Annotated in this window: 22 protein-coding genes; 8 read left to right on the forward strand and 14 right to left on the reverse strand. The window is 39.3% G+C overall.

The genetic code is table 11. The features are described 5' to 3' along the window. The 7 genes from BN1938_RS13055 to BN1938_RS23440 all read right to left on the reverse strand — a co-directional run bounded on the left by BN1938_RS13055 (position 1) and on the right by BN1938_RS23440 (position 3769). The gene (locus tag BN1938_RS13055) at positions 1 to 234 is read right to left on the reverse strand and encodes a hypothetical protein (RefSeq protein ID WP_050641032.1); all 234 of its coding nucleotides are present in this window, start codon (positions 232 to 234) and stop codon (positions 1 to 3) included. A 53-nt stretch (positions 235 to 287) separates the two neighbouring features. Beyond that, positions 288 to 2276, reverse strand: a complete 1989-nt coding sequence (locus BN1938_RS13060; protein ID WP_050641033.1) for a hypothetical protein — start codon at positions 2274 to 2276, stop codon at positions 288 to 290. A 12-nt stretch (positions 2277 to 2288) separates the two neighbouring features. After that, positions 2289 to 2441: a DUF6906 family protein gene (locus tag BN1938_RS23435; RefSeq protein WP_155857939.1), complete on the reverse strand. Its 153-nt coding sequence runs from the start codon at positions 2439 to 2441 to the stop codon at positions 2289 to 2291. Positions 2442 to 2529: 88 nt separating this feature from the next. Then, complete coding sequence (locus tag BN1938_RS13065) at positions 2530 to 2856, reverse strand: YddF family protein (RefSeq protein ID WP_050641034.1); 327 nt, start codon at positions 2854 to 2856, stop codon at positions 2530 to 2532. 19 nt (positions 2857 to 2875) lie between these two features. Then, entirely contained in the window at positions 2876 to 3268 is a 393-nt protein-coding gene (locus BN1938_RS13070; protein WP_082202993.1) for a beta-sandwich lipoprotein, read from the reverse strand. A gap of 106 nt (positions 3269 to 3374) precedes the next feature. Then, the gene (locus BN1938_RS13075) at positions 3375 to 3599 is read right to left on the reverse strand and encodes a hypothetical protein (protein ID WP_050641035.1); all 225 of its coding nucleotides are present in this window, start codon (positions 3597 to 3599) and stop codon (positions 3375 to 3377) included. Between the two features lie 23 nt (positions 3600 to 3622). Beyond that, positions 3623 to 3769 carry a hypothetical protein gene (locus tag BN1938_RS23440; RefSeq protein WP_156320705.1) on the reverse strand — a complete coding sequence of 49 codons (147 nt, stop codon included), beginning with the start codon at positions 3767 to 3769 and terminating at the stop codon, positions 3623 to 3625. A 132-nt stretch (positions 3770 to 3901) separates the two neighbouring features. Here BN1938_RS23440 and BN1938_RS13080 point away from each other — a divergent pair, with 132 nt between their 5' ends. Then, entirely contained in the window at positions 3902 to 4588 is a 687-nt protein-coding gene (locus BN1938_RS13080; protein WP_050641036.1) for a DUF4145 domain-containing protein, read from the forward strand. Here the strand turns inward: BN1938_RS13080 and BN1938_RS13085 are convergent. Beyond that, entirely contained in the window at positions 4563 to 4787 is a 225-nt protein-coding gene (locus tag BN1938_RS13085; RefSeq protein ID WP_240285678.1) for a hypothetical protein, read from the reverse strand. The two genes, BN1938_RS13080 and BN1938_RS13085, sit on opposite strands and share 26 nt — an antisense overlap. Before the next feature lie 604 nt (positions 4788 to 5391). On the opposite strand from BN1938_RS13085, the gene BN1938_RS13090 reads away from it, so the two are divergent. After that, complete coding sequence (locus tag BN1938_RS13090; RefSeq protein WP_050641037.1) at positions 5392 to 5586, forward strand: hypothetical protein; 195 nt, start codon at positions 5392 to 5394, stop codon at positions 5584 to 5586. On the opposite strand, the gene BN1938_RS13095 is transcribed toward BN1938_RS13090, so the two are convergent. Then, complete coding sequence (locus tag BN1938_RS13095; protein ID WP_050641038.1) at positions 5583 to 5837, reverse strand: hypothetical protein; 255 nt, start codon at positions 5835 to 5837, stop codon at positions 5583 to 5585. The two genes, BN1938_RS13090 and BN1938_RS13095, sit on opposite strands and share 4 nt — an antisense overlap. Positions 5838 to 5978: 141 nt before the next feature. On the opposite strand from BN1938_RS13095, the gene BN1938_RS13100 reads away from it, so the two are divergent. Then, on the forward strand, positions 5979 to 6332 hold the full coding sequence (locus BN1938_RS13100) for a DUF6173 family protein (protein WP_050641039.1): 354 nt from the start codon (positions 5979 to 5981) through the stop codon (positions 6330 to 6332). Here the strand turns inward: BN1938_RS13100 and BN1938_RS13105 are convergent. Genes BN1938_RS13105 through BN1938_RS13115 form a run of 3 tightly spaced genes read right to left on the reverse strand, consistent with a single transcriptional unit; the run spans position 6313 to position 7041 of the window. Then, entirely contained in the window at positions 6313 to 6552 is a 240-nt protein-coding gene (locus tag BN1938_RS13105; protein ID WP_050641040.1) for a hypothetical protein, read from the reverse strand. The two genes, BN1938_RS13100 and BN1938_RS13105, sit on opposite strands and share 20 nt — an antisense overlap. A gap of 22 nt (positions 6553 to 6574) precedes the next feature. Next, positions 6575 to 6811: a hypothetical protein gene (locus BN1938_RS13110; protein WP_050641041.1), complete on the reverse strand. Its 237-nt coding sequence runs from the start codon at positions 6809 to 6811 to the stop codon at positions 6575 to 6577. Continuing rightward, positions 6799 to 7041, reverse strand: a complete 243-nt coding sequence (locus BN1938_RS13115; protein ID WP_050641042.1) for a hypothetical protein — start codon at positions 7039 to 7041, stop codon at positions 6799 to 6801. The genes BN1938_RS13110 and BN1938_RS13115 overlap by 13 nt, the downstream gene beginning before the upstream one ends. Positions 7042 to 7198: 157 nt before the next feature. Between BN1938_RS13115 and BN1938_RS23445 the strand changes: the two genes are divergently transcribed. The 4 genes from BN1938_RS23445 (at position 7199) to BN1938_RS13135 (ending at position 11203) form a co-directional block, all read left to right on the forward strand. Beyond that, positions 7199 to 8053 carry a S24 family peptidase gene (locus tag BN1938_RS23445; RefSeq protein ID WP_148487210.1) on the forward strand — a complete coding sequence of 285 codons (855 nt, stop codon included), beginning with the start codon at positions 7199 to 7201 and terminating at the stop codon, positions 8051 to 8053. Positions 8054 to 8132: 79 nt separating this feature from the next. Continuing rightward, complete coding sequence (locus BN1938_RS13125) at positions 8133 to 8732, forward strand: hypothetical protein (protein WP_050641043.1); 600 nt, start codon at positions 8133 to 8135, stop codon at positions 8730 to 8732. A gap of 37 nt (positions 8733 to 8769) precedes the next feature. After that, the gene (locus tag BN1938_RS13130) at positions 8770 to 9489 is read left to right on the forward strand and encodes a zinc ribbon domain-containing protein (RefSeq protein WP_050641044.1); all 720 of its coding nucleotides are present in this window, start codon (positions 8770 to 8772) and stop codon (positions 9487 to 9489) included. A gap of 166 nt (positions 9490 to 9655) precedes the next feature. Then, positions 9656 to 11203, forward strand: coding sequence for a recombinase family protein (locus tag BN1938_RS13135; RefSeq protein ID WP_050641045.1), 1548 nt, complete (start codon positions 9656 to 9658; stop codon positions 11201 to 11203). Here the strand turns inward: BN1938_RS13135 and BN1938_RS13140 are convergent. Next, positions 11200 to 11919: a hypothetical protein gene (locus tag BN1938_RS13140; RefSeq protein WP_330581572.1), complete on the reverse strand. Its 720-nt coding sequence runs from the start codon at positions 11917 to 11919 to the stop codon at positions 11200 to 11202. The two genes, BN1938_RS13135 and BN1938_RS13140, sit on opposite strands and share 4 nt — an antisense overlap. A gap of 111 nt (positions 11920 to 12030) precedes the next feature. Between BN1938_RS13140 and BN1938_RS13145 the strand changes: the two genes are divergently transcribed. Continuing rightward, positions 12031 to 12636, forward strand: coding sequence for a manganese efflux pump (locus tag BN1938_RS13145; RefSeq protein ID WP_025655537.1), 606 nt, complete (start codon positions 12031 to 12033; stop codon positions 12634 to 12636). Positions 12637 to 12786: 150 nt separating this feature from the next. Here BN1938_RS13145 and BN1938_RS13150 read toward each other — a convergent pair whose 3' ends face one another. Continuing rightward, complete coding sequence (locus tag BN1938_RS13150) at positions 12787 to 13464, reverse strand: YkgJ family cysteine cluster protein (RefSeq protein WP_050641046.1); 678 nt, start codon at positions 13462 to 13464, stop codon at positions 12787 to 12789. Between the last annotated feature and the right edge of the window lie 5 nt (positions 13465 to 13469).

Here is a 13469-nt window from a genome sequence, read left to right on the forward strand (position 1 = left end):
CTAAAATAATTTCGGCCTCATACACGCTGTAATACTGACTGTCAGAAGATTATGCGCCTGCTCTTCCGAAAATCCAGCTTTAACAAAAGACTCTTTTATAGCAAAAAATTCATCTGCCATTTCTTCATACTTCTTATACTTTTCTAATCTACTGATCTGTGATTTTAAATCATCAATTACCGCCAGATTATTATCTATTTCTTTCTGTAAGTCCTGTTTTGTTTTCGTTTCCATTATTGCTTCTCCCTTCTACAAATGCGGCTCCCGTATCTTCGAAAATATCATATCTACATTCCCTCCACTTTCAATTCTTTATCCGTGGTCACATTCAAAGCTATCAATTGCGTATTATCGTTTCTAGGAATGTTCCAATCGTTCACTTCGGCAGCTTCATCAAGGAAAACCGGATAATACATTCCAAAGAACTTCTGCAATGAATAGCAGATATCAAGTCGTACTTTTACTTTCAGTCCACCATTCATATCCTCCCACTTGGTAAGATCTCCAGCGTCAGAAATCACAGCTGGGATACAGGTTTCTTTGTAATTTCCATTCTTCTGATAGTCAAACAGAATCCATTTTACTACTTCAAAATGCTGGTTGATTTCATCCACAAGGAGTTCATTCTTACGCTTAGAAAGCGTATCAAGTTGATCGAGTATCTTTTCAGAATCAGCTTTCGCCTGTTCGTACTCCCGCTGCTTCTTCTGCAAATCTGCTATCTGTTCATCAATCTCAATATTCCTGCCGGCAACGGCAATCTGTTTTTCTACTTCAGATAAATCGCGTCTAAAAGAATCCAGTTCATTTTTTAAAGAACTGCGGTATGTAGCGCCGTCATTCATTGATGACAATATCTCTTCTAGTCTGGCAGCCTGATTTTCAAGCATTTCATACTCCTGATTGCCTGACAAATCAATACGTTCTGGAAGTTCTGAGAGTTTTTTTGTTTCCTCAGTCTGTTCCTTGTTGAACCTGATTTTATCTGCTTTGATCTGTTCCAATTCAGCTTTTTTAGCTTCGAGCTCCTTTGCCTTTTCTGCAGACTCGCGCTTCAATTCATTACCACGAGAAATCAATTCATTTAAAGTATCCTGTCTCCGTTTATCAAAATCTTCCGCGGCCTTATTCTTTCTTGCTTCGAATTCAGATCTCAGCGATTCTATCTTTTTTGAATCATAGGCCCTGCCACAAGTCGGACAGAGCGTAGAATCCTTTGGGAAAGTCCATTCTGAGTCATCAAATTTCTTATTAACATTTCTGTTATACTCTTTTCCAAGTTCGGCCCGCTCTTGATCCATTCGTTTTATGTAATCTCCCAACCGCTTTATATCCAATTCGATCATATTATGCCGCTGTACTGCTGTATGAAAATCCTTTTCTGCAATATCAATTTTATTTTGAATTGAGCGTCTTTCAGCATTTAGCTTGTCCTGGGCCTGTTGCTGGATGGAATTCATCTGAAACTTCAATTCCATAATTTTGTCCGTCAGTTCCTGATGCTTACTTAATGTACTCTCAGCATCCGATAACATATTTTCTTTCTCTGCAATCTGTTCTTCAATGCCAGATTTTTGTAACTCAAGTTCTGCTGTATCATAATCAACCTTACTCTTTTCCATACCGATAATCTGATTCGGAATATCGCGAACCTGCACCTCTGCTTTCTTTTTGGATGCTTTATGCATTGCTTCAATTTCTTCTAGCTTATATCCCTGTGAAAGCAAGGCAGCAATATCAATAGTATCAGATTTCATATTAGCAATATCCAGATCTGATTTTTCACTTGCCATTTTGAAGAGAATCTTTCTCATATCCGTTGCTTTCTGACCAGTAAATACATTCGGATGGCTTAATGCCAGAAACAATTCCCAATTGATTCCCTCATCCTCAAGATATTCTCTGAAGTCTCTTTCAGTTTTCGGTACACTATTGATCTCATATATGTTAGAAGATGTAACTTTGATAATACCTTTGCTGTCTGGTTTGCTCTTAATTGTTTTCTGCTGCTTTGTTACTGTAATTTCTTTACCATCAATATCAAGAACCGCATCTACCCGAGGAATACACTCTTCCATCCCATTCGGCCGGACGTTCGGATTACTTTTTAAGTCATAATCCTTGTCCATGGTCAGCCAATACCAAGCGGTTGCAATAGTAGTTTTCCCTAAACCATTTGCCGCAAAAATTTTAGTATTATTGGAAAAATCATACTCCCCTTTCCTTACCCCCTTAAAATCTGTCAGAGTTAACCTCTTAATTTTTACAGTCGCCAACCTTATGCCCTCCTACTTTTGAATTGTTTTTATTTCATCTGTCAGTTTGTGGATCAACTGCAGATCTGTTTTAGATTCATGTATCAACCGCCATTCGTCTGGATCCAAGCCTTTTCGACTTAATAACATTTTCTGAATACGGCTCAACTTTTTTGGCTGTTTCATTCTTGCATTTCCCCCTGAATCTGCTATAATAATGTTGATTAATTTTCTGAGTGCTTACGCCTTGCCGGGCTTATGTAAGCGCTCTTTTTTATTTAATCCGGTAAAGCAACTGAAACTTATATCCAATCTGCTCAATATCTTCCACGGTCAAAATTTTTCCTTCTTCCGGCCGGCCATTGAGTTTAAAAACAAGTGCCCTCTGGCCGACCTCCTGAATGAACATCTGCCGGTTTATTGGGATCTTTACACTGAGCAGTGCTGTCATGATATCCGCTGTTGAAGCGTGTCCTATTGCTGAGTTCAGGTTATCGCGGTTGCCTTTAACCAGGTCCCTCGCCTCATCCAGTGTAATGTCCGTAAGGCTGTACTCACCTGCTGTTGTCAGGATGCTTGTGTTTAACAGTGCTAATTTCATATTGTTCTCCTTTTCTTAATTAGTCGATTGTGTCAATTTCTACTGGAATCCACATGTTAGGGTTAAAATTCAAAGTATATTTATATTTTTCAACATCTTTACTTGTAATGTCTTCAACCACATAGGTAACATTGTCACTTAGTCCGATGAAGTGTTTCTTATAGTTTCCGTTTTCATCTTCAACAACAACCTCTAATTGGTTATCGCCTGTGTCTGCAGTTATTGACATTTTGCCCGTCATCTGAAATAGTACATCTCCTTGTAAGCAATTGATTACTGTTATCTGTCGAATATCATTGAAGTTATCAGCTTCCTTTGACAGATTACTTGATACCCTGTCTGCTTCTGTGCATCCAGTCAATAACACCCCTGCCATCATCGTTAATACAATTGTTTTTGTTATTGTTTTCACTTGTTTTTCCTTTCTTTTTCTGGTCTACACTGTTGCTACCCCGATCAGGAACAATACTGCCAGTGCCACTCCTACGTAGCACCAGTCCCGTATCGTCATCAGGCGGTCACGCTGTCTGTGTTTCATCATTCCACCCCTCCCAATATCGCAGATCAAATATCTGTTTTAATTGTTCCTCTGTGTAAGTCAATGCGTATTCAGTGCCCGCGCAGGCAGTGACGCATATGATCAGATGACATGTAACTTCAAAATCGTCTGCCCCCTCCCGGCGCCACTCTTTGACTTGGCCCTGGATGTACCTGTAACGTTCCTTAAACTTCTTTTTGACCATAGGCTTGTCCTCCAATATACCGCCTAAGCGGTTTTATCATCAGTCACATTTTCAAGTTCCTTGTCTCTTTTCCGCTGGTAATATATGCCTACCAGCGCCTCGGTTAGCCGCTGTTCACAGCCTTCGGTGTATTCGACTGTGCAGGTATACTCCTTTTCATTTTTAGCCATATACACGCCACCTCCTGTTAATGTATATGAGATACTGGTTGTCTAAGTTGCTGTTTATGCTTGTACGTTTTGGTTGTTACAGATGTAAATATTTGGTATAATCTTCCTAACAAATGATGAAAGGAAAAACTTATGAAAATATCAATTGGAGCCCATGATGCTAATAAATGCAACCAGTATCCCGTTCCTCTGGAAATTGCACGCCCCTCAAAATGTCCACGATGTCAAACATCCTATGCTGGCATGCCTGAATATGCGGTTTATGTAGACTCTAATATATCGGGTGATTGCATATATGCTATATTCTACTGTCCCGCCTGTGAGCAGTGTTTTTATGCCGAATACGATATTATTAGTGATGACCTTGAACAAACTGTAATGACTATGATTTATCCCGTTTCAGAATCTATTACACGTTTTTCGGACGGAATAAATGAGTTATCTCCAAATTTCGTTTCAATATATACTCAAGCTGAAATAGCTGAATCCACAGGACTTGATAAAATAACAGGTCTGGGTTACCGAAAGGCTCTTGAATTCCTCATTAAGGATTATGCGATTCTCCTTCATCCTGAACAAAAAGAAGACATCAAAAAGCAATTGTTGTCTCCATGTATTTCAAAATACATTAAGAATGAGAAACTTCAAACTCTTGCAACTGCTTCTACGTGGCTCGGAAATGACGAAACGCATTACATTCGCAAACATGAAGAATATAATATACAGCATATGAAATCTTTTATTAATGCAGTTGTAACGCTTATAGATTCTGATCTTTCTTACAGAGAAGCGCTTAACCTCCTGCAATCTCCGAAATAGAATCCTTAATTGCATCACATTCAGCATATATTTGGGGAATCAGCATTTTCTCGTCCATTTCTGCAAGAAAATTCCCATCCAAGTCCCAGTATTGTATAACCTCACGTGCTGGGTCTTTTTCTGTTCCTAATCCCCGTTTAGCCTTTGTCTCAATCACTTGAATAACCCTTGCTGAATCTGTTCCTCTTGGTCTTGCCATTCTTCACTACTCTCCTTCCTCTAACATTCCTGCGCTCATATGTAATCCTCGTTTCTGCTCGAAAACATCTCTCCAAAATTGGATACATCTTTCACCGTCCTTTCTAAATAACTTCCTCTGGTTAATATATTGAAATTTATTTAGATATTCGATGTAATTTAATTAGCCCGTTCCGAAAGGGGGTTGACATTTTGGAAAAGCTCATAGCTTTCTTAATGTCGAATCCAAGCACCATGATGAATAATAAAAGGTGTAACCGCCAATTATTATGATAAGCGTTTGCTTTGGGCTGTGGGTGTCTACCACATAAGAATCGCAATTGTCACAACGTGACGCACTACCTATGTCACAGAAGTCCGGTTACACATAGTCGCGAATATGTGTGAGTGCCTCTGAGCGCCGGATGTTGTTTCAATCTCATGGTATACAATGGACTGCTAATAGTCATCTGCTTGTAGTGCGGTAGATGGCTATTATGTATTTAATCGAATATCTAAATAAAATTTCACGTTATTTTCTGCATAGTCCAACGGATTCACACCAAGGAACTTTCTATTTTTCTTATTCTGTGATACACTCCTATTAAAGAAAGGGGGTGTATCAAATGCAAAAGCGATTCACTGGTTACTGTCCTGCACAAGGCAAAGATTACACAATCTCCATTGAATACATAGATACATCGGATTTTTCCCAGAAATCCTACGAAAAAGGTATTGCGCATTGTGATTACAATATGTATGGAGATAAATGTGATTCATCCAAATGTCCTATTATCAAATCTGCACCACAGAGCCTTTAAACATTAGAGCCATCTTCGGATGGCTTTTTTGATTCGTAAAAAGGTCGAAACACTTCTGGCAATATCGGAATCATAACCGCATCTATCGTCATGTCCGTTGCAATTAAATCAATGTGTAAAATCGGTGCTGTTCCGGCTTTACGCTCGAAACTTACTTTTCTTACACCATCCAATTTTTCCCCATCGACAAATACTTCTGTCCGACAGTTATTTGTTTTGATTTCAATATGTGGAGCTTTTATTTTCCTCACCTCTCTCCTATTCATCTGGCGTCCGCGGTTTAAGAAATTTGTCTTACATATTTCTTTTCTTGTCTTTTGACCTAAAATATCCTATACTTTAAATACTTGCATCTGCCACTGCCAACTATTAGTGAAAGGAGAATTAACACCATGTTTAACTTAGAAAACTTAAACATTCCAGAAATAGGTCCTCTTCCAATTGCATACTCCTATTCAGATACCCAGTTTGAAATATTAAAAAAGTATATTCGTGATTTTGAAGAAACACTTGATGCCGATCATGAAATTGGTCTATTATTAACAAACTTTGGGCAATCTATAATAATGCAAGTAACTGAAATAAGTTATGAAGAATCTGTTATTATGATTTTTAAAGGTTATGTCAATGGAAAAATGTCTAATCTCGTCCAACATGTCAGCCAATTAAACTTTTTGCTTACATCTATTGAAAAAGAAGCAGATCGGCCCAAAAGGACTATTGGTTTTATTCAACCCTCCGAATAATTTCATATATGGACTCCATTGTTCTGTTAAGTCTTTGGAGTTCATTCATTTGTAAAGCCAAAACATCATAAACTCTTAATACACTCGCTTCACTTGCCCCTTTAAGTTCTACCGCTTTTTTAGTAATAGCTTCTTCGATTTCTTTCCTGCTGTCTTTATCGTAAAAAATATTGTTACATTTAGCTCTTAAATCTTTTGTTTTTTCTTCTTTGACTTTCACCTATTTCTCCTCCCTTTGGAATTCATCTTGTTTCACTATTTGTAGCGGACAATGCACCTGATAATGAATTCAATACATCCATAGCCAACATTATTCTCTCTTCAGTAACTTTTTCATTATTGCTATTAGGTTCATCTCTCTTTAACGCGATATAATCTTCAAAAACCGACATCGCCAAAGTGTCTACTGCTCTTTCCAAGGTGTAAACTTCATTCTTATCAAGCAACACCGTTTTATCTCCCTTTTTTAAAAACTGCATTTCATCTCCTCCTGTTCATCTGGCTTGTCTGATTTATCTGATTTGAACAGATATTCACTATTATATTCGGGAAGCAATTCACGCATTGTCGTCTTAACTTCTGGATAAGTAAAAGGTGTTTCCTCATTGATTTTATTCCATAAGGTTTTTTGAGAGACTCCCAACACAGACGCATAAGCTGTCAACGTAATTCCCTTTATATCCAGTGCTCTTTTTAAATTTTGCAACAAATCTTTTTCCTCCTTTCATTTACGACCAGTCGTAATTCTTGAGTTTATTATATACGTGTACTTGAACTATGTCAATACTTTTTTACGAGTACTTGTATTTTTTTATTGCATTTATTAACTTTATATGGTAATCTTCAATTAGAATAGAGGTGATAAAATGAATTTCCTAGAAAAATTAGATTTTTTAATGAACAAATACGGACTCAACAAAAGAACTCTTTCACAAAAATGTGGTATTCCATATACGACTATAGATGCATGGTACAAAAAAGGTTATGAGGGTCTCAAACTTACCACTTTACGTAAATTAAATGATTTTTTCAATACTTCTTTAGATTATTGGATCTTGGATGAAATCACAGACCCTAATTACGGAAAATCTTCTGGTTTCGAGGTGAGATACGAGGAAATGGAACACATAAAAAAATACCGATCCCTAGACCCTCACGGGCAAGAAACAGTATCATATATACTTGATATGGAAACCATCCGTGTACAGCAGATAAACAATGCTTATAAAGACGGACATTCCATAATAGAGTACCCGACATACTTCATGACGTATTACCATAACCTTGCATCTGCTGGAACAGGTGAATATATCTTTGAAGATTTGCCGACCGATACAATAGAAGTTCCGGTTAATGAATTGTCACAAAGGGCTGATTTTGTCATCGGCGTAAATGGAGATAGCATGGAGCCAACTTATTATGATGGAGAAAAAGTTTACGTGGAAAAGATGCAGGTTTTAGAGATCGGTGATATCGGAATCTTTATGATTAACAACGAATGCTTTATAAAAGAGGTTGGCGAAGATGGGCTTATATCACATAATCCTAAATATGATATTATTTCAGGCAGTGAAAATATCGAATGTATCGGTAAAGTGCTTGGCAAGGTTGAACTTTCTGATCCGGCTAAAATACAAACCTTATCATCAGAAGGCGTAAGAGCACGTAATATCGGAAAGACTCTTCTTGGTAATAAAAATCATAATCAAAAGCAAAAATAACTGGAAAATATTGGCTGTAAATATCCACCAATTGTAGTGGTACTATATTCTTAGAACTACTACTGCGGAGGATAAAAATATGTTTTCATTCAATTCAGAAAAGGAGATAAGTAAGCAGCTCATTAAACTATCAGCGTATGATGCATTATTGAATTCCAAAGTTTCAGTACTACCCGTTGATATATTTCAGATTTTTAAGACCAGAGAAGATGTTTTGTTATATGACTCAAAACTTTTCCAGACTTACGATAACTGGGATAAGCAAACATATACCTGGGTATTTGGACAATATGGAACCCTTATATATGATAAAGAGATTAACAAGTATTACGCTTTTTATAATGATTTCAATTCTGAGCCAGTTATACGATGGGAGTTAACATGTCTACTAGCCCTACTTGAGTTAAATCTAGCTTCCGTTGACTATGCAATTCAAATTTATTGTAATGATGGAGATTACACGGAAACATTTTCCTATTATTTCACTGCACCTGATGCGATCCTGAACGAAATAGGTATCAACTCTGCAGAAGAGATTATGAAAAGTTGCAATATTCCCTTTGATAAAGCGCGCAAAAAAAGCCGCTATTTGAAAAAGTCTTGGATTGATAAAAAAACATATCTGGATAAAATCCTTAAAAGTAATTTTTATGATTTTATCCATTTACATAAGGAATGATTTGTGGTGTTTAGGTACAGATAGAGGGAGGGATCATATGGCATTAATTAAATGCCCAGAATGTGGTAAAGAAATAAGTGATAAAGCACATTTTTGTCCTGATTGTGGATATCCGTTATTGGATCAAATTGCTCAGGAAAAGTATTCAGAAGAAAGGGTGGAACGTTCTGAAGAATATACAGAAACTGGATATACTGGTCGTAAGGGTTTAAAATGTCCTATTTGTGAATCAACAAATATATATGTTGAAAATGATATACCAACATATAAAAAAGTATCCGAAATTGCAATGTTTGGTACTGTAAGTCCTATGACCAAAAAGCAATATCGTGAAAATATGTCATATAAATGTAATAATTGCGGTGCACATTGGGCTGAGAATTCAGCGACAGCGCAAAATACTCCTATTAATTCAGCATCTTCAACTGAGAGTAAAAGAATTATCGTCTTACCTATTTTGGCTGGTATAATATCCATTTGTTATGCTCTTTTAATTATTATTACCATTCTATCGGTTGATGGCGGAATCACCGGCAATATATGGCAATTTCTATATGCTTTAAGTTGTTTTTCGGGTGGTATATTAGCATTTATAAGCATTGGAGTGCATTCAGCAGCAAAAGTTACCAGAATATTGTTTATTTTAGCACTTTTGTTTTCTGCCTTGTTAGCAGTAAATGGAGCATCAGTAACCATATGTATTATTACCATTGCTTTTATCGGTATAGTCGAACTAGATATTGCAAAAAGTAAATAAAAACCGCCCCTGCGCCAACAGGAACGGCTTTATTAGATGCTATACAGGCTGCAGAACAGCCGATATAACTATCCCGCAGATAGATTATATCACAAACTCTCTGCACCTGTATAGGGTGTATTTTTTATACCCTAAATTAATACAATGCAATATGGAGGAATGTGATATGAAAATAGGGATCTATCCAAGAAAATCAGTGTACCGGGATAACAGCGACTCAGTTGCTGTGCAGATAAAAATGTGTAAAGATTATGCTGGGATCATCTTCCGCGGTGAAGAATTAGAGTTTTTCATATATGATCAGGATGAGGGCTTTTCTGGAAAGAATACGAATCGCCCATCTTTCCAGCAGTTGATGCAGGACGTGAAGGCGAATAAGTTGGATGTCGTAATGGTATATAAACTTGACCGAATCAGCCGTAATGTAAAAGAGTTCTCCGCTATGTACGATACCATGCAGGATCATGACGTTTCTTTCGTCTCTGTGAAAGAGTCTTTTGACACTTCCACACCGATCGGCCGCACAGTAATGTATATTCTGGCTGCCTTCGCTCAGCTTGAGCGTGAGAACACGTCAGAGCGCGTAGGCGATAATATGAAGCAGTTAGGAGCCTCTGGAAAATGGACTGGCGGGCACCTTCCTTCCGGTATGACCTCGATCCGGAAGAAAGTAGACGGGAAAGAGCACTCTTACCTGATCGTCAACCAGGAAACCATAGGCCGCGTAAAGTTGCTATACCAACTGATCCTGGAAGGGTATCCTATCACCCGGGTAGAGAGATACTGCCGAGATCATAATATTACCAGTGAGACAGGAAAGTTTTTAAATACCTCTCAGATATATGGAATTTTGACGAATCCTGTATACTGCCAGGCTGATTTGCAGGCATTTTATTACTTACATGGCAAGGGCTGCACTCTCCCGGATAAAAGACTTTTTGACGGGACAAAGGGGCTTATCGGATATGGACGAACACAGGGAACGGAAAACAAGAAGAAATTAGGTATGGATAGATGGATCATAGCCCTGGGCATCCATGATTATGTTATTCCTGCAAATGATTGGATAGCTGTACAAGAACGCCTCGGACAAAATAAGCAAGTCCGTACACTAAAACATGAGGTCGGGATCCTGAGGGGAATCTTAAAATGTAGATGTGGAAGGACTATGCAGAACCGTGTGTATATAAAAAATCAGAGAATGTTTGCTTACTATTTTTGTCCTGCCAGGGACAGAGAAGGAATAAATTATTGTGACGCTGATTTTGTGAAAATTGATACCATCGACAATATTTTTATAGATAAGCTGAAAGCAATTCGAATTGATGAGGAATTTGTGCATCCGCAGCATAATCAGCACAGTGTTACCGATATCAATGCCCTTAAAAAGGATATCCGCTCTACCGAATCAGCACTTGAGAACCTGACCCGCCAGCTCCAAGAAAATGTGACCTCAACGGCTGCAAAGTATATTGTCCAGCAAATAGAGAATCTTGATAAAAAACTTAATACTCTCAAAAACCAGTTACAACTTGAGGAATTGCGGGACAATAAAGAGCGATCAGAAACAGAAGAACGAGAAGAAATATACAAAAATATCTGTTACTTACTTGACAATTTCGACGACATGGCATATAAAGAAAAAAACGAGCTTATTCGTCGCACTGTAAAGAGATGCGTGTTAAATGACAAGAACCTAGAAATCTCTTTCTAGGTTCTGTATATCTTTCTTCTTGGTGTACCCACCTGCCCCATCATATCGTGCCCCAGATGGTTTCTCCGGTAACCATAGCTTCTGGACACCCCGAAGTCATCGTAATCCGAATAGGGAAATGTCTTTGCAATCGGACAGTATGCTTTCAGCCCGTAATACTTTTTCCAGACCTTTTTATCTGCCCCTTCCCCATCCGGCCGTTCAATCTCATATTCGCCTACCATTCCATCCAGGACAGCGCCGTATGCTTCCCGGTAATACCCGTAATACTGCATGTCTGCAGTCAGTTCTTCCATGGTCACCTCGCCCGACAACAGCTTTTCGGCAGCTTCTGTCATATCACGCTCCGAATAACGTGTAAAATCCCCGCCGTATTTCGCGCCGAGATACGCCAAAAGCTCCACCCAGTTCAGATGGACGTCCTCCTCATAGGTTTCCACATCATATGTATAGGCCCTGTTCAATGCTTCATAAGTCACATTGAATTCCACCCACTTAATAAAGTCTTTTTTCTCCTCTCTCTGTACCTCATTCTCCCAATAACCGGTTTCTGTTCCGCTTTGTGCATTGACAGAAACACTGTCCGAAATACCTCCTCTGCTTATCTTCCGCCCATTCTCTCCGTCTGCATCCCCGGCCTGCCAGATAGAAAGAACCAGAAACAGCAGCAGAACTTCTACAGTAATCCCAAACGGGGAAATCAATCGTTTACGCATAAATTTGGACGCCTTCCAGGATAAACTCTTAATAGTTTATGCGCCATGAACGCTACAAATACTTCTGAATATACTGAATACAAACAACAATTATGATGTCAGGAGCAGATTATGCATCTAATCTCATCACTTCTATTCGCAATTTCTGCAAATATAGACAGCTTCATTGTCGGTATGTCCTATGGAATCAAAAAATCCAATATCGACCTCTTAAAGAGCACTGTCATCAGCCTCGTGACACTGACAGGCACCGTGATTGCCATACTGATGGGCACACAAATCTCACAGTTTCTGCCGGCCTCTTCCACACAGGCCATAGGATGTGCTCTTCTGATCGGCCTCGGCCTTTACTATATCATAAAATCTTTTTTCAGCTACATCCGGGAAAAAATCAAAAAGGCTGAAGTAAAGTCGAACGAATGCGGTTCCGGAACCCAAAACAATGTACCTGCAAAGGCCTCCCTGCTTACCATGAAAGAGGGGCTCTTCCTTGGCCTTGCCTTATCCATCAATAACTTCGGCATGGGCATCGGAGCCAGCATAACGGGACTGAAACTGCTTCCCACCGCAGTCATGTCCCTGGTCGTGTCCGTCATCTTTCTGTATGCAGGCAACCTGATCGGAAAAACAAAAGTCCCACACATATCCGACCAGTCCGCCGACTTTATCTCCGGCCTGATTCTGGCCGCTCTGGGAATATACGAACTCCTGGCCTGAATCACTGATGCATGCCAAAAGCCCGGAGTAATAGAAAAAAGGAAACCCACAGCACACAGTATCCTACATGCTTTGGGTTTCCTTTTACACTCTGTCATTGACTGTCTCAGACCCCGGCTCACGCAGAATCCCACATTCCACAGGCCCTCTCTAAAACGCCCCCGTACCAACACTCTCCCTCCCCTGCTTCATCCTTCTGTCCACCTGAGCGTAGAAGTCTTCATTCTCCCGATACTCTATCATATAGAAGCTCGTCAATATATACATACTGATTTCTTTTCTCCTCGTCTCGTTCTCCGGCTTCTGAAGCATATACTGCGTATCCTTCAGAAAATAATGCCAGTCCGCAATGAATTTCTGGTTTTTCTCAAGTTCCGGAGTATCAATCCATTTTTTAACCTTTATTTTTGCGCGGTTTTCCTTCAGACACTCATGGATCTGCAAAAAATACCGGAAGCTTCTGTCTTCATAATATCTTCCCAACGGAAAAATCCTGCATATCCCCGGTCTTGCATCGTGGATACTGCACCTTCCCCGGCTGTTCAGAAAAACACAGCTTTCTCCCTCTCCGTCCATCTTTAAGTTCGGCAAAATCAGTCCGTCTGCTACATTCAGCTCTATTTTATCTCTCAGCAGCTCCTCAAACTTCACACCCAGAGCAGTCGTCATGCGGTATATATCCAGAGGATCCAGGACGATGGTCTTCCCCATCCCCCGGCAGCACGATGCAGGGCATCCCTCACAGCCCCCGCAGTCGGCACGCACCATATCATTCGGCCCGTAAAGCCTCCCGTCCGAGATTTCTTCAAGTCTGACATATCTTTCCATATCCG

The organism is Eubacterium sp. SB2, from assembly GCF_001244405.1.
GTDB classification, from domain to species: domain Bacteria; phylum Bacillota; class Clostridia; order Lachnospirales; family Lachnospiraceae; genus Faecalicatena; species Faecalicatena contortus_B.

What these genes read in the sequence shown, in the direction of transcription:
- BN1938_RS13065 (WP_050641034.1), bottom strand. Translation starts at nt 2,856, where the DNA reads ATGAAATTAGCACTGTTAAACACAAGCATCCTGACAACAGCAGGTGAG.
- BN1938_RS13150 (WP_050641046.1), bottom strand. Translation starts at nt 13,464, where the DNA reads ATGGAAAGATATGTCAGACTTGAAGAAATCTCGGACGGGAGGCTTTAC.
- BN1938_RS13080 (WP_050641036.1), top strand. Translation starts at nt 3,902, where the DNA reads ATGAAAATATCAATTGGAGCCCATGATGCTAATAAATGCAACCAGTAT.
- BN1938_RS23440 (WP_156320705.1), bottom strand. Translation starts at nt 3,769, where the DNA reads ATGGCTAAAAATGAAAAGGAGTATACCTGCACAGTCGAATACACCGAA.
- BN1938_RS13090 (WP_050641037.1), top strand. Translation starts at nt 5,392, where the DNA reads ATGCAAAAGCGATTCACTGGTTACTGTCCTGCACAAGGCAAAGATTAC.
- BN1938_RS13110 (WP_050641041.1), bottom strand. Translation starts at nt 6,811, where the DNA reads ATGCAGTTTTTAAAAAAGGGAGATAAAACGGTGTTGCTTGATAAGAAT.
- BN1938_RS13135 (WP_050641045.1), top strand. Translation starts at nt 9,656, where the DNA reads ATGAAAATAGGGATCTATCCAAGAAAATCAGTGTACCGGGATAACAGC.
- BN1938_RS13075 (WP_050641035.1), bottom strand. Translation starts at nt 3,599, where the DNA reads ATGGTCAAAAAGAAGTTTAAGGAACGTTACAGGTACATCCAGGGCCAA.
- BN1938_RS13140 (WP_330581572.1), bottom strand. Translation starts at nt 11,919, where the DNA reads ATGCGTAAACGATTGATTTCCCCGTTTGGGATTACTGTAGAAGTTCTG.
- BN1938_RS13130 (WP_050641044.1), top strand. Translation starts at nt 8,770, where the DNA reads ATGGCATTAATTAAATGCCCAGAATGTGGTAAAGAAATAAGTGATAAA.
- BN1938_RS13125 (WP_050641043.1), top strand. Translation starts at nt 8,133, where the DNA reads ATGTTTTCATTCAATTCAGAAAAGGAGATAAGTAAGCAGCTCATTAAA.
- BN1938_RS13100 (WP_050641039.1), top strand. Translation starts at nt 5,979, where the DNA reads ATGTTTAACTTAGAAAACTTAAACATTCCAGAAATAGGTCCTCTTCCA.
- BN1938_RS13055 (WP_050641032.1), bottom strand. Translation starts at nt 234, where the DNA reads ATGGAAACGAAAACAAAACAGGACTTACAGAAAGAAATAGATAATAAT.
- BN1938_RS23445 (WP_148487210.1), top strand. Translation starts at nt 7,199, where the DNA reads ATGAATTTCCTAGAAAAATTAGATTTTTTAATGAACAAATACGGACTC.
- BN1938_RS13085 (WP_240285678.1), bottom strand. Translation starts at nt 4,787, where the DNA reads ATGGCAAGACCAAGAGGAACAGATTCAGCAAGGGTTATTCAAGTGATT.
- BN1938_RS13145 (WP_025655537.1), top strand. Translation starts at nt 12,031, where the DNA reads ATGCATCTAATCTCATCACTTCTATTCGCAATTTCTGCAAATATAGAC.
- BN1938_RS23435 (WP_155857939.1), bottom strand. Translation starts at nt 2,441, where the DNA reads ATGAAACAGCCAAAAAAGTTGAGCCGTATTCAGAAAATGTTATTAAGT.